20 protein-coding genes and 1 pseudogene are annotated in these 18,534 nt (G+C 71.8%); 9 read left to right on the forward strand and 12 right to left on the reverse strand.

Going from position 1 to position 18,534, the window contains the following annotated elements; translation table 11 throughout:
• Positions 1 to 23: 23 nt before the first annotated feature.
• The 3 genes from ACTMS9_RS02400 to ACTMS9_RS02410 all read right to left on the reverse strand — a co-directional run bounded on the left by ACTMS9_RS02400 (position 24) and on the right by ACTMS9_RS02410 (position 1,716).
• Positions 24 to 287, reverse strand: coding sequence for a hypothetical protein (locus ACTMS9_RS02400; protein ID WP_441149543.1), 264 nt, complete (start codon positions 285 to 287; stop codon positions 24 to 26).
• Between the two features lie 259 nt (positions 288 to 546).
• Entirely contained in the window at positions 547 to 735 is a 189-nt protein-coding gene (locus ACTMS9_RS02405; protein ID WP_441149544.1) for a hypothetical protein, read from the reverse strand.
• Positions 736 to 876: 141 nt separating this feature from the next.
• The gene (locus tag ACTMS9_RS02410; protein WP_441149545.1) at positions 877 to 1,716 is read right to left on the reverse strand and encodes an alpha/beta fold hydrolase; all 840 of its coding nucleotides are present in this window, start codon (positions 1,714 to 1,716) and stop codon (positions 877 to 879) included.
• Between the two features lie 228 nt (positions 1,717 to 1,944).
• Here ACTMS9_RS02410 and ACTMS9_RS02415 point away from each other — a divergent pair.
• Positions 1,945 to 2,052 (forward strand): annotated as a pseudogene (locus ACTMS9_RS02415) (integrase core domain-containing protein); the annotation flags it as partial.
• Positions 2,053 to 2,271: 219 nt separating this feature from the next.
• On the opposite strand, the gene ACTMS9_RS02420 reads toward ACTMS9_RS02415, so the two are convergent.
• Positions 2,272 to 2,739: a hypothetical protein gene (locus ACTMS9_RS02420; RefSeq protein WP_441164000.1), complete on the reverse strand. Its 468-nt coding sequence runs from the start codon at positions 2,737 to 2,739 to the stop codon at positions 2,272 to 2,274.
• A 593-nt stretch (positions 2,740 to 3,332) separates the two neighbouring features.
• On the opposite strand from ACTMS9_RS02420, the gene ACTMS9_RS02425 reads away from it, so the two are divergent.
• The gene (locus ACTMS9_RS02425) at positions 3,333 to 3,779 is read left to right on the forward strand and encodes a VOC family protein (protein ID WP_441149547.1); all 447 of its coding nucleotides are present in this window, start codon (positions 3,333 to 3,335) and stop codon (positions 3,777 to 3,779) included.
• A 149-nt stretch (positions 3,780 to 3,928) separates the two neighbouring features.
• On the opposite strand, the gene ACTMS9_RS02430 is transcribed toward ACTMS9_RS02425, so the two are convergent.
• The 4 genes from ACTMS9_RS02430 to ACTMS9_RS02445 form a co-directional block, all read right to left on the reverse strand.
• Positions 3,929 to 5,038 carry a hypothetical protein gene (locus tag ACTMS9_RS02430; protein WP_441164001.1) on the reverse strand — a complete coding sequence of 370 codons (1,110 nt, stop codon included), beginning with the start codon at positions 5,036 to 5,038 and terminating at the stop codon, positions 3,929 to 3,931.
• Positions 5,039 to 5,448: 410 nt separating this feature from the next.
• Positions 5,449 to 5,997, reverse strand: coding sequence for a GNAT family N-acetyltransferase (locus ACTMS9_RS02435; protein WP_441164002.1), 549 nt, complete (start codon positions 5,995 to 5,997; stop codon positions 5,449 to 5,451).
• Positions 5,998 to 6,059: 62 nt separating this feature from the next.
• Positions 6,060 to 6,710, reverse strand: coding sequence for a hypothetical protein (locus tag ACTMS9_RS02440; RefSeq protein ID WP_441164003.1), 651 nt, complete (start codon positions 6,708 to 6,710; stop codon positions 6,060 to 6,062).
• A gap of 146 nt (positions 6,711 to 6,856) precedes the next feature.
• Complete coding sequence (locus ACTMS9_RS02445) at positions 6,857 to 7,477, reverse strand: pyridoxamine 5'-phosphate oxidase family protein (RefSeq protein ID WP_441164004.1); 621 nt, start codon at positions 7,475 to 7,477, stop codon at positions 6,857 to 6,859.
• A 157-nt stretch (positions 7,478 to 7,634) separates the two neighbouring features.
• Here ACTMS9_RS02445 and ACTMS9_RS02450 point away from each other — a divergent pair, with 157 nt between their 5' ends.
• From ACTMS9_RS02450 to ACTMS9_RS02460, 3 genes are read left to right on the forward strand one after another with little or no spacing between them, the layout of a single operon-like run.
• On the forward strand, positions 7,635 to 8,141 hold the full coding sequence (locus tag ACTMS9_RS02450; RefSeq protein ID WP_210776454.1) for a DUF2231 domain-containing protein: 507 nt from the start codon (positions 7,635 to 7,637) through the stop codon (positions 8,139 to 8,141).
• Positions 8,138 to 8,686, forward strand: coding sequence for an Hsp20/alpha crystallin family protein (locus ACTMS9_RS02455; protein WP_441149552.1), 549 nt, complete (start codon positions 8,138 to 8,140; stop codon positions 8,684 to 8,686). Before ACTMS9_RS02450 ends, ACTMS9_RS02455 begins: the two co-directional genes overlap by 4 nt.
• 7 nt (positions 8,687 to 8,693) lie before the next feature.
• Positions 8,694 to 9,818, forward strand: coding sequence for a glycosyltransferase family 9 protein (locus tag ACTMS9_RS02460; RefSeq protein WP_441164005.1), 1,125 nt, complete (start codon positions 8,694 to 8,696; stop codon positions 9,816 to 9,818).
• 19 nt (positions 9,819 to 9,837) lie between these two features.
• Here the strand turns inward: ACTMS9_RS02460 and ACTMS9_RS02465 are convergent, their stop codons facing one another.
• Positions 9,838 to 10,716: a glycosyltransferase gene (locus ACTMS9_RS02465; RefSeq protein WP_088959196.1), complete on the reverse strand. Its 879-nt coding sequence runs from the start codon at positions 10,714 to 10,716 to the stop codon at positions 9,838 to 9,840.
• Positions 10,713 to 12,617 (reverse strand): D-glycero-beta-D-manno-heptose 1-phosphate adenylyltransferase, encoded by a 1,905-nt coding sequence (gene rfaE2 / locus ACTMS9_RS02470; protein WP_441149554.1) that lies wholly within the window; start codon positions 12,615 to 12,617, stop codon positions 10,713 to 10,715. Before rfaE2 ends, ACTMS9_RS02465 begins: the two co-directional genes overlap by 4 nt.
• A gap of 116 nt (positions 12,618 to 12,733) precedes the next feature.
• Between rfaE2 and ACTMS9_RS02475 the strand changes: the two genes are divergently transcribed.
• The 3 genes from ACTMS9_RS02475 (at position 12,734) to ACTMS9_RS02485 (ending at position 16,080) form a co-directional block, all read left to right on the forward strand.
• Entirely contained in the window at positions 12,734 to 13,285 is a 552-nt protein-coding gene (locus ACTMS9_RS02475) for a type 1 glutamine amidotransferase domain-containing protein (protein WP_441149555.1), read from the forward strand.
• Positions 13,286 to 13,414: 129 nt separating this feature from the next.
• The gene (locus tag ACTMS9_RS02480; RefSeq protein ID WP_441149556.1) at positions 13,415 to 15,091 is read left to right on the forward strand and encodes an MDR family MFS transporter; all 1,677 of its coding nucleotides are present in this window, start codon (positions 13,415 to 13,417) and stop codon (positions 15,089 to 15,091) included.
• Positions 15,092 to 15,183: 92 nt separating this feature from the next.
• Complete coding sequence (locus ACTMS9_RS02485; RefSeq protein ID WP_441164006.1) at positions 15,184 to 16,080, forward strand: hypothetical protein; 897 nt, start codon at positions 15,184 to 15,186, stop codon at positions 16,078 to 16,080.
• Here the strand turns inward: ACTMS9_RS02485 and ACTMS9_RS02490 are convergent.
• Complete coding sequence (locus tag ACTMS9_RS02490) at positions 16,053 to 17,027, reverse strand: LysR family transcriptional regulator (RefSeq protein ID WP_441164007.1); 975 nt, start codon at positions 17,025 to 17,027, stop codon at positions 16,053 to 16,055. The two genes, ACTMS9_RS02485 and ACTMS9_RS02490, sit on opposite strands and share 28 nt — an antisense overlap.
• An 83-nt stretch (positions 17,028 to 17,110) precedes the next feature.
• Between ACTMS9_RS02490 and ACTMS9_RS02495 the strand changes: the two genes are divergently transcribed.
• Positions 17,111 to 17,992 carry an EamA family transporter gene (locus tag ACTMS9_RS02495; RefSeq protein ID WP_441149559.1) on the forward strand — a complete coding sequence of 294 codons (882 nt, stop codon included), beginning with the start codon at positions 17,111 to 17,113 and terminating at the stop codon, positions 17,990 to 17,992.
• On the opposite strand, the gene ACTMS9_RS02500 is transcribed toward ACTMS9_RS02495, so the two are convergent.
• The gene (locus ACTMS9_RS02500; RefSeq protein ID WP_441164008.1) at positions 17,985 to 18,476 is read right to left on the reverse strand and encodes an NUDIX domain-containing protein; all 492 of its coding nucleotides are present in this window, start codon (positions 18,474 to 18,476) and stop codon (positions 17,985 to 17,987) included. The two genes, ACTMS9_RS02495 and ACTMS9_RS02500, sit on opposite strands and share 8 nt — an antisense overlap.
• Positions 18,477 to 18,534 lie beyond the last annotated feature (58 nt).

Below are 18,534 nucleotides of genomic sequence, written 5' to 3' on the forward strand. Positions count from 1 at the left end.
GGCCGTACAAGTGGCCTCCTACATCAACCTGCGGCTGGACCAGGCTCGTCCTCACCTGCGATCAGCCGAGCCGCATCGTCTGCTACCTCCTTCCAGACTGTCAGGCCTTCGGCCTCGAACGCCTCGGCGAGAGCCTCCCGCACTTCTTCCACCGACCCACTATGGGTCAGGCGGGCCTTCGCAAGAGCTGCCTCATGCTTCTTCACCCGCGCCTGAATATCTGGCATGGCCTGTTCATATCCGGCCGGCTCCGGCGTCCCGTTCCTCTGGACCATAAGCATCAGCATGCCGGAACCCCTGCGGTACGGAACATCGTCCGCCGGGCGCCGGTGGCTCTCGGTCCCGGCCGCGAAGCAGTCCAGGGGCCCTCAGTCCTCATCCAGTCCCTAATAGGTTGGCCCTCGACCGCCGACGCTGAGAGATGCCGAGAGGGGTTTCCGCAGGCCAAGCCGGGTTCGGGCAGGTAGACCGAGGTGGGCAGTTTGATCTCGTAATGCGTAGGTCGACGGTTCGATTCCGTCAGGCGGCTCGGTGCAGAAGCCCAGGTCAACGGCCTGGGCTTCGCCGTTTCCCAAGGTCGATCACGTCGCCGATGGCCGTGCCAGTCTGCAAATAGTCCGCATCCCGCGCCGCGACCGCTTCGTCCAGCCGGTTGGCAACGGCGTCCAGGTCGTCGCCGAACAGCCCCGCGTACACGTCAAGGCGGCCCGCAAGCGGGCCGCGCCGGCCGGCCACGCTTGGAGACGACCAGGACTCGAAGACCTCGGGGCTCCGCCCCGAACCCCGACCCTCAGAGATCCGCCAGCGAGGCCAGGTCCGCAAGAGGTCCACGGACGGCGAGGGAGTGGTGAGAGATACCGAGAGGCGTTTCCGCTGCTAGAGCGCGAGCATCGCCGCCGCGACCTCACCGGCGGCCGCATCGGGGATCGCCGTCGCGGCCCGTTCGAGCACGAGCAGCCGCGCACCGGGGATCTCGCGCGCGAGCGCTTCGCCGTTGCCGACAGGGAAGAACGGGTCCCGGCGACCGTGCACCACCAGCGACGGGATCGCGAGCTCGGACAGGCGCTCGCGCCAGCGCGGCTTGCAGTCGAGCTTGGCGAACACCATGCCCAGGTGGTTGGCCATCTGCACCGCGGGCTCCGTGCCCGGCGTGCGGTCCCATCTGCGCTCGGCGGTCGCGCGCGCGGCGACGGGGTCGTCACCGAGGATCTCTGCGCCTGCGGCGGCAAACTCGGCCACCGCGGCGCGGTCGGACCAATCGGGCATCGAACGCGAGAACAGCCGGTCCATCGTCGCCGCGTCATGGTCAGGCAGGTCGTCGTCGACCGGGCCTGGAGCGACGGGCCGCGTTCCGGCGAGGGTGAGCGCCGAGAACGCGTCCGGGTGGTCGAGCGCGGCGACCTGGGCGACCATCCCGCCAACGCCGATGCCTGCCAGGTGCGCCGGCCGGTCGTCGAGTTCGCGGGCGAGCGCTGCGGCGTCGGCTGCAAGATCGCGCAGCGTATACGCCGGCGCCTCGGGATCGACGGTGGTCGACGCGCCGGAATCGCGCAGGTCGTACCGCACAACGTGGCGCCCGCCGTGCGCGAGCGCCTCGCAGAGTGCGTCGGGCCAGGAGAGCATGGTCGTGCCGCCCGCGAGCACAACGAGCGGCGCCGCCGTGTCGCCGAAGTGCTCGACCCCGAGCGTGACGCCGTCCGCCTCGACCGTCGTCATCACGCCTCCGCCGTCGCGATGACGCCGCCGGACGTGCAGAACGAGTGGGCCGTCGGATACATCATGACCCTCCAGGGCGGCGTAGTGGACCGGTGGCGCGGGGACGGCGGCACAAGCTACGCGTCCCCGCCGGTGGTATGCGTCGCGTTGAACGTACGCGACTGGGGTTGGCTCTCAGAGATGGACAACTGGCGGGGCGGAAACTCATCGGGACCCTGTCCGCAAGGGAACGATGACCGATCAGCCGCCCTTGCCCCATGGCTCGAGCAGTACAACACTCCACGGCGTCACACCGCACTCGGAGGACTTCCGCCGACCAGCCGCCTGTCACCAACGTTATGGCCGGGTACAGCTAGAGGTTCATACGTGCAGCTCGCCGGGTCGCTCAACTTGATCTCATAATTCTCCGGTCTCCGTGCCATCCACGTGCCAGTAGCCGGTACCTCGGACGGTCACCAGGGGGCACGAACGGTCACGCGCTTCCTGCCTTGACCTGGCCCACCAGGTCCTTGGCGGCCGTGTTCTTCGTCCTTCCAAACTGACGCGCACACCGGATTACCTGTAGGGGGCGTAGTGGACGCTGCGGGACCAACGCCGCCAGAAGGGTAGCGGCAGGCAGCCGGCCGGCGCTTCGCCTCCGATCTCGGTCTCCACTGATCCATCGGCGAGCGTGACCGAGACGGCCGAGCGGCCCGGAGCAAACACCTCCCGGACCCTGCCGGCGATCACTGAGCGAGCGATGTCTTCGAGCAGGGCGACGTCTTCAGGGCCGGCTTCCAGTTCCCATCGGCCGCCGTAGTCACCGACCCCCAAGATGAGTTCATCGGAGAAGTCCGTCCATCCGAAGGCACGAGCATCGGGGTTACTTGGTGTGACGCCCACCGATATTCCGCCCTCGACGCTGTCGACCTCCACAGTCGCCACCCCTGCCAACTCCTGTGCCAACTGCCTCGCTACTTTCAGAGTTGGTGTCCGGGCCGGCTGGTCGGTGTCGGGTTCGTCTTGGCCGTGCTCATCCATCACGCGGTCAGTTTGCCAAGTATCAGGGGTAGGCGGACGCTGCGGTCACCTCTGCCCGTCTCCTGACCGTGAGCGGTCCGCATCTGGTCCGCAAGAGGTCGGCGGACGGCGGGGGAGTGGTGTGAGATGTCGAGAGGCATTTCTGCTGCTGGGCCCGCATGTGCCCAGGTCGGCGGGGCGGGCAACTTGATCTCGTAATGCGTAGGTCGACGGTTCGATTCCGTCAGGCGGCTCCGTAGAAAAGCCCAGGTCACCGGCTTGATCGCCGATCATGACCTGGGCTTTTTCATGCCGGTCGTGAAGCCGAGGACCGAAGCGAGCAGCCAACGCCGCACTCACCCGACCACGGTGGCCACCGTTGGCGTACCGGCATCGCTCCCCGCTTCCACCTCATGGACCAGCCCGTGACCGCGGCCAAGCTGTCCGCTGCCCGAAGACGCCATCGGGGCATCACATCCATGAGGGATTCGAGAGGTTTGTAGTTTCCAGGGCATTTGGGCAAGGGCTGGTTGAGGATGGGCGGCAGGGCCAGCCAAGGGCGCAGGAACCAGGGCGTTGACACGTCGCCTGCCAACGCAGGAAGAGGAGCCGACAGCATGGACATGAAGCTGGAATTCGTCGTGCTGCCCGTTGCCGACGCGGGACGGGCCAAGGACTTCTACAAGGCGCTGGGTTGGCGGGAGGATATCGACGTCGGCGAGGGGGATGGCCGGGTGGTGCAGATGACACCGCCCAGGTCGGACTGCTCGATCATGTTGGGCCCCAGCCTCACCACGGCCGCGCCCGGTTCGATGCAGGGCCTGTACCTGGTCGTGGACGACATCGAGGCGGCCCGCGCCGAGCTGGTTGGCCGCGGCGTCGACGTGAGCGAGGTCTTCCATGCCGCAGGCGGTGGCTTGCCCCTTGCGAACGGCCAAGGACGGACCCCCGGGCTGGCTCCGGACCGGGCGAGCTATTTCTCGTTCGCATCGTTCAACGACCCGGACGGCAATGGCTGGTTCCTCCAGGAGGTCACCACGCGCTTCCCCGGCCGGCTGTGGTGAGTGCCGGGCCAGCGCTTCTCCAGGATGAATGAGCAGGCCGGGCGCACCCGCCCCCGGGCCGGGAGCGAGCGCCGGCAGCAGCCAGCGCGGAGCGATCTTGCGGGGCCTCGCGGTCCGGGGGCCGAAACGGTCCCCGGACCGCCTTGACGTCAGAGCGTGAGCTGGCTCCACGTGTGACCGCCGTCGGTGGTGCGGTACACCGCGGCTCCCGACCATGCGGGGCCACCCCAGACCACCACGCCGTGCGTGGCGTCCTGGAAGTCCAGGTCGAGCATCGGGAGCTGCACGTCGGGGATCGCCAGGGGCGTCTCCCACGTGGCGCCGTTGTCGAAGCTGGCGTGCAGCCAGCTCGCGCCCGCACCGACGCCGGCCACGACCGTGCTACCGGCCGAGGTCGTCGCGAACCCGGTGGTGATCCCCGTGGTGGGCGCGTACCCCAGCACGACGGGGGCCGTGCCGCCTACCGACTCGACCAGTTGCTTGTGCATGTAGCCGCGCTCCGGTCCGAAGCTGCACATGCCCTCGACGTCATCGGGCTCAGTGCTGCTGAGCCGTACCGCGTCGTACGCCGAGCAGACCGGCTGGACCTCGGTCCAGGCACTGCCGTCGGCCGCCGACCACATCCGGATCGACGTGTGGATCACGCCGAGGGCGACGTAGACGGCCGAACCGTGGGTGGCGATGTCCCACCCGCCGCTGCCAGGTACCGCGACGCCGGCCACCGGCTGCCAGTTGTCCGCGCCGAGGGGCGACGAGTAGAGCTGGGTGGTCCTGGTGCTTCCGATTCCGTAGGTGACGATCGCGTAGGCGTACCGGTCGGTCGAAGCCAGCTTGGCGATGCTGACCGAGCCGACAGCGCCGGACAGCCGCACGCGCCGCCATGTGCCGGCACCGTCGTGGGTGGCCATGAGAACCTGGCCGTCGGTGGTCCACCCGTCGAGCTTGTTGGCGAAGTGGATCTTCGTCTGGTCAGGTGTGGACGACACCCGTGGGGCGGTGTGCTGCTGCCAGGTCTGCGCGCCGTCCGCCGTGCTGACCAGGGTCGGGCATGAACCGGCCCGGCACGGTGCGAAGCCCAGCACCCAGCCGTCGGCGGCGCTGGTCCACGAGGTGGACGTGGGAGCGAAGCCGGCAGGTACGCCGGCGGTGGACACCGTGGTCGGGGTCGCCGCCGGTGCCCGGTCGGTCGTGCTCGCCGAGGCGACGGAGGGAGCCACCAGCACGGCGAGGGCCGTCGCCGTGCCGACGGACGCGGACAACCGGGAGTACCACGATCTGCTGGTCGGCGGTGTGCCAGCGATGGCGGTGCGTCTCACGCTATCTCCAACCTTGTTGATCAATCGGTGAGGGACGGTCGTGAGTGAAGGGAACTGGTCAGCTTCGACGTGAGCAATGGTTGGCGGCCGGCACGTTGGTGCCATGGCGCAGGCCGGCCACAATCCAGCCCTGGCATCCGAGGCGAACACCCCTGGCGTGCTGTGCCGCAGGTCGAAAGGAGTGGTCCCGACCGGCGGTCGCGGCGACGAGATGTCAGGCGCCCTGGCGAGATTGAGGGAAGGGGGTGGCCTCCGCAGGAAAGATCCCGCCCAAAGTCGGTCGCTGGTCGCGCAGCGCCGCTCCCGGGCCGATCAGCCCTCGATCGCCGGCCGTGATCCGCAGGCAGCCTCGATCAACTCTGCCACTGCTCGGCGAGCAGGCCGTAGATCAGCGTGTCCGTCCACTCGCTCTTGGTCCAGTGGTCCCGGCGCAGGTGCGCCTCCCGGACCATGCCCACCCGCTCGCACAGCCGCGCCGACGCCTCGTTGCGGGCATCGACATGAGCGATCACGCGGTGCATGCCGCAGTGCGCGAAGGCCACGTCGATGACCGCGCGAACCGCCTCCGTGGCGAACCCGCGGCCGGAGACCGCCGGGTGGAAGGCCCACCCCATCTCGCCGCGGGACAGCGTCTCGTCGGCCGGCCACAGGATCACATCGCCGACGACCTTGCCCTCGTGCTCCACCACCACGGCGAGACGGGACTCCGGCCCGGTGATCCCTGTGCTGGTGAGCCGCTTGGTGACCACCGTGGTGGCGAACTCGCGCGTCCACGGCTCCCACGGGATGTAGCGGGCGACGAGCGGGTTGCTGTAGTACGCGAGCAGGGCATCCACGTCGTCGGCCCGGTACCGGCGGAGGACCAGTCGCTCGGTACGGATCGGCAGTGCCAGCTCAGACATGCTGCCCAGTATCAGCTCTGCGGTTGGTCGGCGCGGTCGCGGGCCGAGCACGCTCCAGCGGATCACGCCCTGATGCGAGTTGCCCGTCTCACCCGCAAGTGCAACGTCGCCAACAGCCCGGCGAGGATCAGTGCGGCCAGCGCCAGGGTCACGGTGCCCCAGCGGACGACGGCGCCCGTTGACGGTGTGATGAGAACGAGGGCCGCGGTTGCCTCCTGGATGAGGAGCAGGAGGACACATGTGCTCGCCAGGATGTTCTCCGCTACTCCCTGGGCGCTGTAGATCCGGGTACGCATGATCGGAGGCACGTGGAGTCCCGCCAGTTCTCGTTCTCCATAGCCTCCGGTTTCCTGCTCAAGGTTCGCGAACAGCTTCTGCCGGAGAAGTCGGATCTCCCGGTCGTAGAAGCGGAGCACTGCGCCGAGCTTACGAACCGCCGCATAGATGGCGAAGCTGACGATCATCAGGATGAAGCAGAGCAACGCACCACCCAGCACGACGAGGTCGGTGTCCCTGCGGTCTTGCGTGGCGATGCTCGTGAGGAGGCCAGCCGAGGCGAGTAGTGCGGTGAAGAAGAAGCCGAGGTACTGCCCGCGCTGTGTCTCCAGGTGGCGATGGTGCAACCAGTTCTGGTTACTCTCGTGGATCAGTGCCGCGCTGGCGAGGCGTTCCCGCTCGGCCCGGCGGCTGGCGCTCTGCCACACACCCTTCATGCGTCGATGACACCAGACCTCGGCAAGGGACACGGGAAGTCGTGGCGGCCGGGTCAACCCGTGCTCGGCGTAGAGCGGCCATACGTTGCGCCGATGGGACGTGGCCGAGCGTGCGCCCCGCTGACGACCCGCTGGAACGGCCGCCCCTACCCCGCGTACAACGAGTTGAGGTATTCCGGGCCGTAGCGGCGTTCCAGGTCGGCCAGGCTCTCCGCGGTGTTCTCGACCTCCTTGATCAGCCTGGCCCGGGTCGGCAGCACGTCCGGCTGCCAGGTCTCCGGCTGCCACAGCTCGGAGCGGAGGAACGCCTTGGAACAGTGGTAGAAGATCTGCTCCACCTGGACTTCGATCGCGAGGATCGGCCGGTGCCCCTTGACCACCATGTCGTCGAAGTACGGGGCGTCCCGCAGCAGCCGCGCCCGGCCGTTGATCCGCAGGGTGTCGGTCCGGCCCGGGATCAGGAAGATCAGGCCGACGTGCGGGTTGTCCAGGATGTTGCGGTAGCCGTCGGCCCGCCGGTTGCCCGGCCGTTCCGGGATGGCCAGGGTCGTCTCGTCCAGCACCTTGACGAAGCCGGCCGGGTCGCCCTTGGGCGAGACGTCGCAGCTGCCGTCCGACCCCGCCGTCGCGATCAGGCAGAACGGTGAGGCGGCCAGCCACTGCCGGTCCCGTTCGTGCAGCACGACGCGTTCCTTGGCGACCGCCCGGGGCATCGCCGCCCCCAGCAGGTCGCGCAGCTCCTCGTGCGAGGTGATCTCCACCGTCACGTCCGCCTCCCCCGTGCGTTGACCCCGGTGGCGGCCCGGCCGGACGCCGACCGCCGTCCGTCAGCCTAGGCGGGCGTGGCGAGCGCGAGGTTTGCCCACCGGAGCGGCGGGTACCGGCTCACACAGCGCCCCCCGAGCCGAGCAGTGGAGGCCCACCATGGAGAGCCGTCTGAAGGTGCTCGGGCACCCCGTGCACCCGATGCTGGTGATGTTCCCGGTGGCGCTCCTGGTCGTCGGCACGCTCTTCGACATCGTCGACACCGTCGGTGGCCCCGACTTCCTCGGCGAAGTGGCGTACTGGAACATCACGGTCGGCCTGGTCGGCGGCCTGCTGGCCGCCGCGGCCGGGACGTTCGACCTGCTCGCCATCCCGGCCGGCACCCGCGCGAAGCGGGTGGCGCTCACCCACGCCGCCGCGAACGTGGCGGTCATCCTGCTCTTCGCCGCCGTCTGGGCGGTCCGGCTCAACGCCGACTCCCGGGCGGCCGGCGGCGCGCTGATCGCCATCGAGGTGGTCGGTATGGCCATCCTCGGCGTCAGTGCCTGGCTCGGTGGCGAGCTGGTCGACCGGCTCGGTGTCGGGGTCGACCGGGAGGCCGGCCTCGACGCCCCCAGCTCACTGCGGCCCCCGGCGGCCACCCAGCGGATCGGAGACGTGCGATGACGGAACAGCCCGGCGGTTTCGGCCGCGGATGGCGGGGTCGGCAGCAGGGCTGGGACCCGATGGGGGAGCTCCAGTCGCTGCGGTCGGAGCTGAGCCGGCTGGTCGGCGGCCGGGGTGGCACGTCGGACGTCCAGCTGACCGAGACCGCCGACGGCTGGGAGGCGGTCGTCCGGCTGCCCGGCGTGGCGCCGGAGGAGGTCGCCGTCGAGCTGGACGAGCGGGAGCTGTGCGTGCGCGCCCGCTCCGAGGCGGAGGTCAACGCCGACCACGGCATCCCGGGCGGCTTCGAGACCCGCGGCTTCGAGTATCGGATCGACCTGCCGTCCCGGGTGGACCCGGACGCCATCGACGCGGTGATGGACCACGGCCTGCTGCGGGTCCGCCTGCCCCGGGCGAAGCGGGCCGCGCCGCGCACCATCACCGTCGGCCGCGCCGTCCACCGCGGCGGTCCGGCCGCCGTTGGTACGGGCAGGCTCGCCGATCCGGCGGCGGACCGGGAGATGCACCACCCGGACACCACCGCCGAAGAGATCGACCGGCTGTAGCGTTCGGGTGGCCACCGCGTCCCTGCTCGGCCCGGTCGGCGAGCGCGTGCCCGACGTGCGGCGCATCGCCGTGCTGCGCGCCAACGCGCTCGGCGACTTCATCTTCGCGCTGCCCGCGCTGGAGTCGCTGCGGGCCGCGTACCCGGAGGCGGAGATCGTGCTGCTCGGCGCGCCGTGGCACGCGAAGCTCTGGCGCGACCGGCCCGGTCCGGTGGACCGGGTGCTGGTCGTCCCGCCGGCCCCCGGCATCCGCGACCCCGGCCCCGACGAGCCGCCCGCCTCCATGGACGACTTCCTGGAGCGGACCGCGAAGGAGGGCATCGACCTGGCGGTGCAGGTGCACGGCGGCGGGGCGAACTCGAACCCGCTGATGAGCCGGCTCGGCGCCCGGGTGACCGCCGGGCTGCGCGCCGAGGACGCGCCGCCGCTGGACCGGTGGATCCGGTACGTCTACTACCAGCACGAGGTGATCCGCTACCTGGAGGTGGTCGCCCTGGTCGGCGCGCCGGCCACCACCGTCATCCCCGCGCTGGCCGTCACCGACGCGGACCGGGCCGAGGCGCTGGCGGTGCTCGGCGAGCCGGACCGGCCCCGGGTGGCGCTGCACCCCGGGGCCACCGACACCCGCCGGCGCTGGCCCGCCGGACGCTTCGGCGAGGTCGCCCGGGCGCTGCACGGCGACGGGTACGAGGTGCTGGTCACCGGCACCCCCGCCGAGCGGGAACTGGTCGACGCGGTGGTCGTGGCGGCCGGCGTGCCGGTACGCCCGCAGGTCGGCACGCTCAGCCTCGGCGGGTTGGCCGCCGCGTACGCCGGGTGTGAGCTGGTGATCTCCAACGACACCGGCCCGCTGCACCTGGCCGGCGCGGTCGGCACCTCGACGGTCGGCATCTACTGGCTGGGCAACCTGATCAACGGGGCGACGCCGCTGCGCGCCCGGCACCGGCCGATCGCCTCCTGGACCACGCACTGCCCGGTCTGCGGGGTGGACTGCACCCCGGGGATCTACCCGCACCGGCCGGGCGACGGCGAGTGCCCGCACCGGGACTCGTTCGTCACCGACGTGCCGGTGGTGGAGGTGCTGGAGGCGGCCGCCGAGCTGCTCCGCCCGGAACCGGGCGCGCCGCGCTGACCTGCTTCGACGGCCCGGCTCAGGCCGGTTGCGGGGTGTCGGAGTCGGCGAGCACGACCTCCCAGGCCTCCACCTCCCGCTCGGTGACCGTGGTCGGCGACTCCAGGTGATACGCCCCGCTGGGCAGCACGCCGGCGCCGCCGTGGCGCGCCATCACGGCGAGCTGCGCGGCGACGTCCTCGCCCTGGTGGCGCTCGTGCACCCGCCGCCAGAAGTCGAAGCCCCCGGAGTCGACCAGCGCCGCCCGGTCGTAGAGGACGCAGCCGCCGATCCAGGAGACCTTGTACGCCCGCCACGCGCCCGGCGGCAGGTCCAGCTTGCGCGTCACGTGCAGCAGGTTCGCCGCCGGGTGGATCGACGCTCGCTGCCACTGCGGGGTGTCCGGCCGGATCCGTTCGGGCACGACGGGGCCGTCCCACTCCTCGTAGTGGGCGTGGGTCTCCGGGCGCACGTCGTCGGCGTACGACAGGCCGTGCACAGCGTTGCCGACGAAGCCGCAGCCCAGCTCGCCGATCGCGGTGACCAGCCGGTGCAGGGTGCCCGGCTCCAGCCAGACGTCGTCGTCGAGACAGAGCACGTACCGCGCCGCCGACCGGCCCAGCAGGTACGCGCGGTGCTCGGCCAGCCCGCGCCGGGGCAGCCGGCGGGTCAGCAGCACCGGGTGCCCCCGGTGGCGCAGTGCCCGGGCCATGGTGGCCGCCGCCGGGTGCGTGTACGCCGGCTCGCCGTCGGACTGGTCGCTGACCACCACCCCGAACCCGGGTACGCCCTCCTGGGCGGCCAGCCCGGAGAGGGTGACGGCCAGTTCGGCAGGGCGGTTGCGGGTCGGGATCAGCACGTCGAGCTGCCGGGGCCGGCGGAACTCCTCGGCGCTGCCGAGGTCGAGCGGTCGGTTCACGCCGACCTGCCCATCCGCTGCGGGGCTCCGGACTGCGGCGACCGGGTGGACTGCGTTGACGGGGTGGACTGCGGCGACCGGGTCGACTGCGGCGGCTGCGGCGACGGGGTCGCCTGGGCGCGGATCCGCTCGATGATCGCCGAGGTGGAGCGGTCCGGCACGTACCCGAGGGTGCGGACCTGACCGCCGAGCCGGCGGACCAGCGGCGCCTCCGGCACCATCTCCGGCGGGTAGTCGCCGCCCTTGACGTACACGTCGGGCCGGACGGTCTCGATCAAAGCGGCCGGCGAGTCCTCCTCGAAGACCACCACGTGATCCACACAGGACAGCGCGGCGAGCAGGGCGATCCGGTCCTCCACCGGGTTGACCGGCCGGTCCGGGCCCTTGAGCCGGCGGACGCTGCCGTCGGAGTTGACCGCCACCACCAGCAGGTCGCCCAGCGCGCGGGCCTGCTCCAGGTAGCGCACGTGCCCGGGGTGCAGCACGTCGAAGCAGCCGTTGGTGAAGACGATCGAGCGGCCGGCGCGCCGGTGGTCGCCGACGATTGCGGCCAGCTCGGCCGTGCCGACCAGCGTCGGGTGGGCCGTACCGTCCGCAGTGGTGCCCAGCGCGGCGAGCAGGTCCTCCCGCCGGCAGACGCAGGTGCCGGTGTCCGACACGGTGATGGTCGCGGCGAGCTGGGCCAGCTGGGCCGCGGTCGGCAGCGGCGCGTCGGCCGCCAGGGCCAGCGTCATCGCCGCCAGGTACGCGTCCCCGGCGCCGACCGCGTGGCTGGCGGGGACGGGTGTGCTGTGGCTGCGACGGGGCTCGCCGTCGGCCCCGCCGACCACTGCCCCCTCGGTGTCCAGGGTCACCGCCACCACGTCCGCGCCGGTGTGCTCGCGCAGTTCCTCCAGCCGCGACTCGGCCAGCACCGCCCGGTCGACGCCGTCGCCGGCGGCGGTGTTCAGGGTGACCCCGGTGCCGGTGACGCTCAGCCCGTCGCCGGTCATCGCGACCCGGTCTTCGCCGGGCGTGGGCTCCCCGGTCGGCCCGGTGCCGACCACACCGGACCGGTCGCCGGTGGCGGAGAGGCGTACGCCGACCCCGCCCGGGGCCGCGCCGACGCTCAGCTCGGACGGGCCGTCGGCCGGGTCGACCGGCGGGTGGTCCAGGTGCAGGTCCGGGCCGGCGCCGGTCAGTCCGGCGGGCCGCGGCGCGGCGCCGAAGCCGGCGGCGGCGCGGGCCAGCAGCCGCGTCGCCTCGGCGAAGCTCGGGGTCACCACCGTCGGGGCGAGGCCCCGCCAGTCGGCCAGGTCGTGCGCGTCCAGGGCGACGGTGGTGTAGCGCTCGCGGTTGGCGACCAGCCAGGCGCGCACCGGCGCGGGCAGCGCGCCCAGGCCGTAGTCGCAGACGACCAGGGTGGGCGTGGCGCCCCCGGCGGCCGCCTTCAGCTCCTCGGTCGCGCAGTCCAGCGCGGTGAGCAGGTCCCGCACCCCGTCATCGTCGAGCGCGTCCTCCGGGTCGCCGGAGTCCTCCCGGAGCAGGATCTGGTTGCCGGCGAGCATCCGCCGCTTCACCGGCGTCGGCCGGTGCGGCTGGCTGACCGTACGGTCCCAGACCCCGGCCCGGTCCAGGCAGTCGTGCAGTTCGTCGCCGGCCACGTCGGCGCCGACCGGGGCGACCAGCAGCGCCCGGCCGCCGAGGGTGGCGATGTTGACCGCCGTGTTGGCGGCGCCGCCGGCGGCGGAGATGCGCCGGCGCAGGGTGAGGACGGGGGCGGGCGCCTCGCGGCAGAGCCGGTCGGACTCGGCGAACCGCCACTCGTCCAGCATGGCGTCCCCGACGACCAGGACCGGGCGCCCGAGCCAGCTCTCCACGACGGTGGCGAGCCGGCGCTGTTCCGCTGCTGCTCCTGCCATGCCTTCCCGACTCCCCCGAGGGCCCCGGGCCAAACATCCCCGCCGGCCGGGCGCCACGTTTCGGGCATTCGAGCCCGGGAACCGGCAAGGGACACCCCGGAGAGGAGCAACACGACATGGCAGCGACGCCACTGCAGGGCCGGCGGATCGCCTTCCTCGCCGCCGACGGCGTGGAGGAGGCCGAGTACGTGAAGCCGCGCCAGGCGGTCGAGCGGGCGGGCGCGACGGTGGAACTGGTCTCGCTCAAGCCCGGCTCGATCCAGTCCTTCGATCACCTCGACCACGGCAGGACGTACGGCGTCGACGTGACCGTGGCCGACGCGGACGCCGGTGGCTACGACGCGCTGGTGCTGCCCGGCGGCGTGGCGAACCCGGACTTCCTGCGGACCGATGCGGACGCGGTCCGGTTCGTGAAGGCGTTCTTCGACGCCGGCAAGCCGGTCGGGGTGATCTGCCACGGCCCGTGGACGCTCATCGAGGCGGACGTGGTGCGCGGCCGACGGATCACGTCGTGGCCCAGCCTCCGCACCGACCTGACCAACGCCGGCGCCACCTGGCTGGACGAGCCAGTCGTCAAGGACAACAACCTCGTCAGCAGCCGCAAACCCGCCGACCTCCCCGCCTTCTGCACCGCGATCATCGAAGCGTTCGGCTCCCGTCGATCATGAAGTTGTTGTCGACCGGCCCGGCGTGTCGGGACAACAACTTCATGATCAACTCGCCCCGGTCGGCAGGCCTGTCGACGGGTTTTCCGGCCCGGGGGCGCATGTTCCGCACGGTCCGGGATAGAAGGCGGGATGACGACGGAAGCCCAGGGCGGCCCGGTCCTGCATGCCCGCCAGATCCGCCTGCTGATGTTCGGCCTGATGACCGGGATGCTGCTGGCCGCGCTCGACCAGACCATCGTCGGTACGGCGCTGCCCACCATCGTCGGCGAGCTGGGCGGCATCAACCACTACTCCTGGGTGGTGACCGCGTACCTGCTGGCCTCCACCGCCTCCACCCCGCTGTACGGCAAGATGGCCGACCTGTACGGCCGCCGACCGGTCTTCCTCTTCTCGATCGGCACGTTCCTGCTCGGCTCGCTGCTGGCCGGCCTGTCCCAGAACATGACCCAGCTGATCGTCACGCGGGGCATCCAGGGCATCGGCGCGGGCGGCCTGCTGACGCTGGCGTTCACCATCATCTCGGACGTCGTCTCACCCCGGGATCGGGGCCGCTACCAGGGACTCTTCGGCGCGGTCTTCGGGCTGTCGTCGGTGGCCGGGCCGCTGGTCGGGGGCTACTTCGCCGAGACGAACTGGCGGTGGATCTTCTACATCAACGTGCCGCTGGCGATCCTGGCGATCGTGGTCTGCTACCACGTGATGCGGCTGATCCCGTTCGAGCGGCGGGAGCACGCGATCGACTGGCTCGGCGCGGGGCTGCTGGTGGCCGGGGTGAGCGCCCTGCTGCTGGCGCTGAGCTGGGGCGGCAACGAGTACGCCTGGGACTCCGGGGTGATCATCGGGCTCTTCGTCGCCGGGGTGGTCCTCGGGGTGCTCTTCGTGGTGCAGGAGGCTCGGGTCGCCGAGCCGATCCTGCCGCTGCGGCTGTTCCGCAGCGCCACTTTCGCGCTGGCCAACTCGGCCGGTTTCGTGCTCGGTCTGGTGATGTTCGGGTCGATCATCTTCATCCCGCTCTACCTCCAGATCGTCAAGGGCGCCTCCCCGACCCGCAGCGGTCTGCTGATGCTGCCGATGATGGCCGGCATTATCGTCACCTCGGTCCTCACCGGCCGGGCGATGAGCCGGATCGGTCGGTACAAGTGGTTCCCGGTGGTCGGTTCGGTGGTGCTGCTGGTCGGCATGCTGCTCTTCACCCGGCTGCGGGTGGAGACCTCGCTCTGGGTGGCGTTCGGCTTCATGGTGGTGATCGGCGTCGGGCTGGGCCTGTGCATGCAGTCGCTGATCCTCGCGGTGCAGAACGCGGTCGACGTCCGCGATCTGGGCGCGGGCACCTCGTCGGCGACGTTCTTCCGGTCGCTGGGGGGTTCGTTCGGGGTGGCGATCCTCGGCGCGGTGCTCTCTTCCCAGCTGACCGCGCAGCTCGCCGACCGGCTGCCGGCCGCGATCGCCCAGCTCCCTCCGGAGCAGCGCGCCGCCGTCGCGGCCAGCGGCGGAGCCGACATCTCGATCAACGACCCGGCGACCATCCTGGCGCTGCCGGGGCCGGTGCGGGCCGCCATCCAGGGTGCCTTCGTCGACTCGCTGGACATGGTCTTCCTGACCGCCGGCCTGATCGCCATCCTGGCGGTGCTGGTCACCCTGGCCCTGCCGGACGACCAGCTGCGCGGGACCGGTCCGCAGGGCGCGACCGGCGGCGCCGACCCGCTCGGCGGCAAGGCGCCCGCCGCCGGCGGGAAGCCGATCACGAAGGAGTCGAAGGAGGAGGCCGCCGCCGACATGGAGGCGAAGTCGCAGACCATGCTCTGACCGAGCCGATCATGTAACGGATTCATGGCGTTGAGCGTCCATTGGGGAGGAACGGCAGCTCGGCCGTTCCCTCCACACATCGGGGGATGTTCATGCCATCGCATCACGTACGCCGGCTGGTTCGTACCGGCGTCGCCCTGTCCGCCCTCGCCGCCGCGGCCTGCCTCCAGCCGTCAGCCGCCGTCGCGGCGGGTGCGGCGACCGGAGCCGACCTCCAGCTCGAGCTGACCGCCAGTCAGACGATGCTCTGGGGGGAGGACCGGGCCGAGGTCATCGTCGACGCCGTCGTGCAGAACGTCGGCACCGCCGGCGTGGCCGACGTCACCATCGCCTACCAGCTGCCGTCCGGCGGCGAGATCGCGGGCGATCCCTGGTGGCAGTGCGACTACGCCACCCTGGTCTGCACCTACCGGTACGGGGCGCTGGCGGCGGGCGAGTCGGCCAGCCTGAACGTCTACTTCTCCCTGCCGGTCAAGCAGGAGGGGGCGGAGGCGAGGATCTCGGCGACGGTCTCGACGACTACGCCCGAGAGCAACAAGACCAACAACACCGACCAGGTCAAGACCACCTACGCCCAGCTCCCCGAGCTCGCCCTGCGACCCGGCGGGCTGAGCGGTCCGTGGGGCGAGACTGATGTTCCGGCGGAGGGTGGACGGATCACGCCCGTGTTCACCGCGGAGAACACCGGCACCGCCACGGCCAAGGACGTGACGCTGGTCGTCGACCTGCCGCCGGGCGCGTCGTTCGACGGTGACCCGTTGGGTGGGCTCTGCACGGCGACGGCGACGTCGATGTCCTGCCCGCTCGGGACGCTGAGGGCCGGTGCGTACTCGTCGGTCACCGTCCCGATGGTGGTCGCTCCGGGTACGGCGGGTGACCAGTTCACGGTCCACGGCGAGGTGAGCACCACCAGCGCCGAGTGGCGGCCCGACCCGGGTGACTACGCGAACGTGATGTACCGCTACGTCGGGTCCGCCGCCGCCGTCTGATCCGGCGTCGGGCGGGTGGTCCCGGGGCGGTCGCGTCCCGGGGCCACCCCCGACCGGTCGGCGACCCGGGCCCTCAGCAGGTTGAGGATCAGGGCCAGCGGGGGCCAGGCGGCCCGGCCCCGGCGGGTGACCGCGTACGAGCGCAGCCGGGCTTCCGGGCCGGTGAGCGGGAGCAGGCGTACGCCGGGAACGGTCGGTTGGTCGGCGGGGAGCAGCCCGACGCCGAGGCCGGCGACGATCAGGTCCTGGACGAGTTCCAGGCTGTCCGCGCGGTGCTCGATCCGGGGTTCGAAGTTCGCCATCGAGGCGATGGTCCGGACGACCACCTCGTCGGCGGTGTAGCGGGAGTTGACGATCCAGCCGCGGTCCCGGAAGCGGTCGAAGACGCCTGCGGCGTTGTCCGGGACGTCCCCGACGGCGTCGGCCGGCACACCGAGGCTCCACGGTGCCGACCAGAGCGGGATCGCCTCCAGCGTGCGGTCGACAGGCGCCGGCGCGAGGTTGTAGTCGTACGTCAGGGCGAGGTCGACGTCGTCGGTCGCCAGCAGCGCGAACGCCTCGGCCGGTTCGTGTTCGTGGATGCGCAGCCGGACCTGCGGGTGGCGCGCCGCGAGGTCGGCGGTGACCGGGAGCAGCGAGCGGCGGACGGCGGTCGCGAAGCCGGCGACCCGGACGGTGCCGGCCGGCTCGGCGCGCGGGTCGAGGTCGAGCCGGGCCATCTCGACGGCGTCGAGGATGGTCACCGCGTGCTCGGCCAGCCGCCGCCCGGCGGGGGTGAGCCGGACCCGGCGGCCCTGCGGCTCGATCAGCGTCGCGCCGACCTCGCGGGAGAGCGCGGCGAGCTGCTGCGACACGGTGGACGTGGTGACGCCCAGCTCGTCGGCGACCTCGCGCATCGAGCCGAGCCGGGCCAGCTCGCGCAGCAGTCGCAGGCGGCGCACGTCCACGCCACGATTGTTCATCATTGGCGAACGGTTCGTCCAGCAAAGTCATGTGGACGTGAACGGTGGGTAGCGGCTCTACTGGGGGCATGGTTCCCACCCGTACCGGCGCGGCGATGGCCGTCGCGTCGATGTTCCTCGTCCAGCTCGGCCTGGCCGCCTCGGTCGCCCTCTTCGACGAGGTGGGGCCCGACGGTGCGGCCTGGCTGCGGCTGGCCTGGGCCGGCCTGCTGCTGGTGGTCCTGGTCCGCCCCCGGCCATCCGGGTTCACCCGGCGCGCCCTGCTGGCCTGTGTCGCGCTCGGCGTGGTGACCGCCGGGGTGACCATCCTGTTCATGGCCGCGGTGGCCCGCCTGCCGCTGGGCACGGCGAGCGCGCTGGAGTTCCTCGGCCCGCTCGGGGTGGCGGTGGCCCGGGGCCGGGGCGGGACGAAGCTCTGGCCGGCGCTCGCCGCGGTGGGCGTGCTGCTGCTCACCGAGCCGTGGCGCGGCGGTGCGGACCTGGTGGGCGTCGGGTTCGCGCTGGCGGCGGGCGCCTGCTGGGCGGCGTACATCCTGCTCACCCAGCGGGTCGGCGACGAGGTCTCCGGCATCCGCGGCCTGGCGGTGTCGATGCCGGTGGCCGCGGTGGTCGCCACCGTGGTGGTCGGGCCGGGCGTCCTCGGCGACCTCACCTGGCCGGTGCTGCTGGCCGGGCTGGGGCTGGCGGTGCTGCTGCCGGTGGTGCCGTTCGTGCTGGAACTGCTCGCCCTGCGCCGGCTCACCACCGCCGCCTTCGGCACGCTGATGAGCCTGGAACCGGCGATCGCGCTGGTCATCGGCCTGGTCGCGCTGCACCAGGTGCCGGGCGTCGGGGCGGTGGTCGGGATCGCCTTCGTGGTGGCCGCCGGCATCGGCGCCGAACGCACCGGCGCGCGGGCCGAGGCGGTCGCGCCGACCCGACCCGAGCCGGCCGTGGTCGGGACTACTTGAGGATGAGCCGGTTGGTCTGCTCGAAGACGTCGAGGTCGGCGAGGGTCTCCGGGACCGAGGCCGACAGCGGCGAGGGGAACGCGTCGCGGGGAAAGAAGGCGGCGTCGGTCGTCTCGTCGGTGACCCGGGTCAGGTCGCCGTCCCAGTCCTCGACCCGGAACGCGGTGGTGAAGATCTGGTAGGTGTGGCCGTACATGTTGGTGTGGGTGCGGTCCGGCCCGGTGTAGAGGGCGAACGCGCTGACCCGCAGCGCGCGCAGCCCGGTCTCCTCCCGGACCTCGCGTACCGCGCAGTCGGCGATCGACTCGCCCAGCTCCATCGCGCCCGCCGGCAGGGACCAGTGGCCGTTGTCGGAGCGCTGGATCAGCAGCACCCGGCTCGCGTTGTCGCGGACCACGGCGCGGGCCCCGACGAACATCAGGGTCCGGTCACCGGCCAAGGCGCGCAGCTGCCCCACGTACGAGTCCGCCCACGAGATGCTCACCCGGACAATTTACGCAGCTTCCCGGGGGCGCCTCCGGCGTTCCAGGGGTTCCCAACCT

Source organism: Micromonospora sp. L31, assembly GCF_052068075.1.
GTDB lineage: Bacteria > Actinomycetota > Actinomycetes > Mycobacteriales > Micromonosporaceae > Micromonospora > Micromonospora purpureochromogenes.

Bases quoted from the DNA above. Each gene is read 5' to 3' on its own strand.
- ACTMS9_RS02475 (WP_441149555.1), top strand. From the start codon at position 12,734: ATGGCAGCGACGCCACTGCAGGGCCGGCGGATCGCCTTCCTCGCCGCC.
- ACTMS9_RS02440 (WP_441164003.1), bottom strand. From the start codon at position 6,710: ATGAAGGGTGTGTGGCAGAGCGCCAGCCGCCGGGCCGAGCGGGAACGC.
- ACTMS9_RS02495 (WP_441149559.1), top strand. From the start codon at position 17,111: ATGGTTCCCACCCGTACCGGCGCGGCGATGGCCGTCGCGTCGATGTTC.
- ACTMS9_RS02435 (WP_441164002.1), bottom strand. From the start codon at position 5,997: ATGTCTGAGCTGGCACTGCCGATCCGTACCGAGCGACTGGTCCTCCGC.
- ACTMS9_RS02400 (WP_441149543.1), bottom strand. From the start codon at position 287: ATGCTGATGCTTATGGTCCAGAGGAACGGGACGCCGGAGCCGGCCGGA.
- rfaE2 (WP_441149554.1), bottom strand. From the start codon at position 12,617: ATGGCAGGAGCAGCAGCGGAACAGCGCCGGCTCGCCACCGTCGTGGAG.
- ACTMS9_RS02425 (WP_441149547.1), top strand. From the start codon at position 3,333: ATGGACATGAAGCTGGAATTCGTCGTGCTGCCCGTTGCCGACGCGGGA.
- ACTMS9_RS02410 (WP_441149545.1), bottom strand. From the start codon at position 1,716: ATGACGACGGTCGAGGCGGACGGCGTCACGCTCGGGGTCGAGCACTTC.
- ACTMS9_RS02455 (WP_441149552.1), top strand. From the start codon at position 8,138: ATGACGGAACAGCCCGGCGGTTTCGGCCGCGGATGGCGGGGTCGGCAG.
- ACTMS9_RS02450 (WP_210776454.1), top strand. From the start codon at position 7,635: ATGGAGAGCCGTCTGAAGGTGCTCGGGCACCCCGTGCACCCGATGCTG.
- ACTMS9_RS02480 (WP_441149556.1), top strand. From the start codon at position 13,415: ATGACGACGGAAGCCCAGGGCGGCCCGGTCCTGCATGCCCGCCAGATC.
- ACTMS9_RS02485 (WP_441164006.1), top strand. From the start codon at position 15,184: ATGCCATCGCATCACGTACGCCGGCTGGTTCGTACCGGCGTCGCCCTG.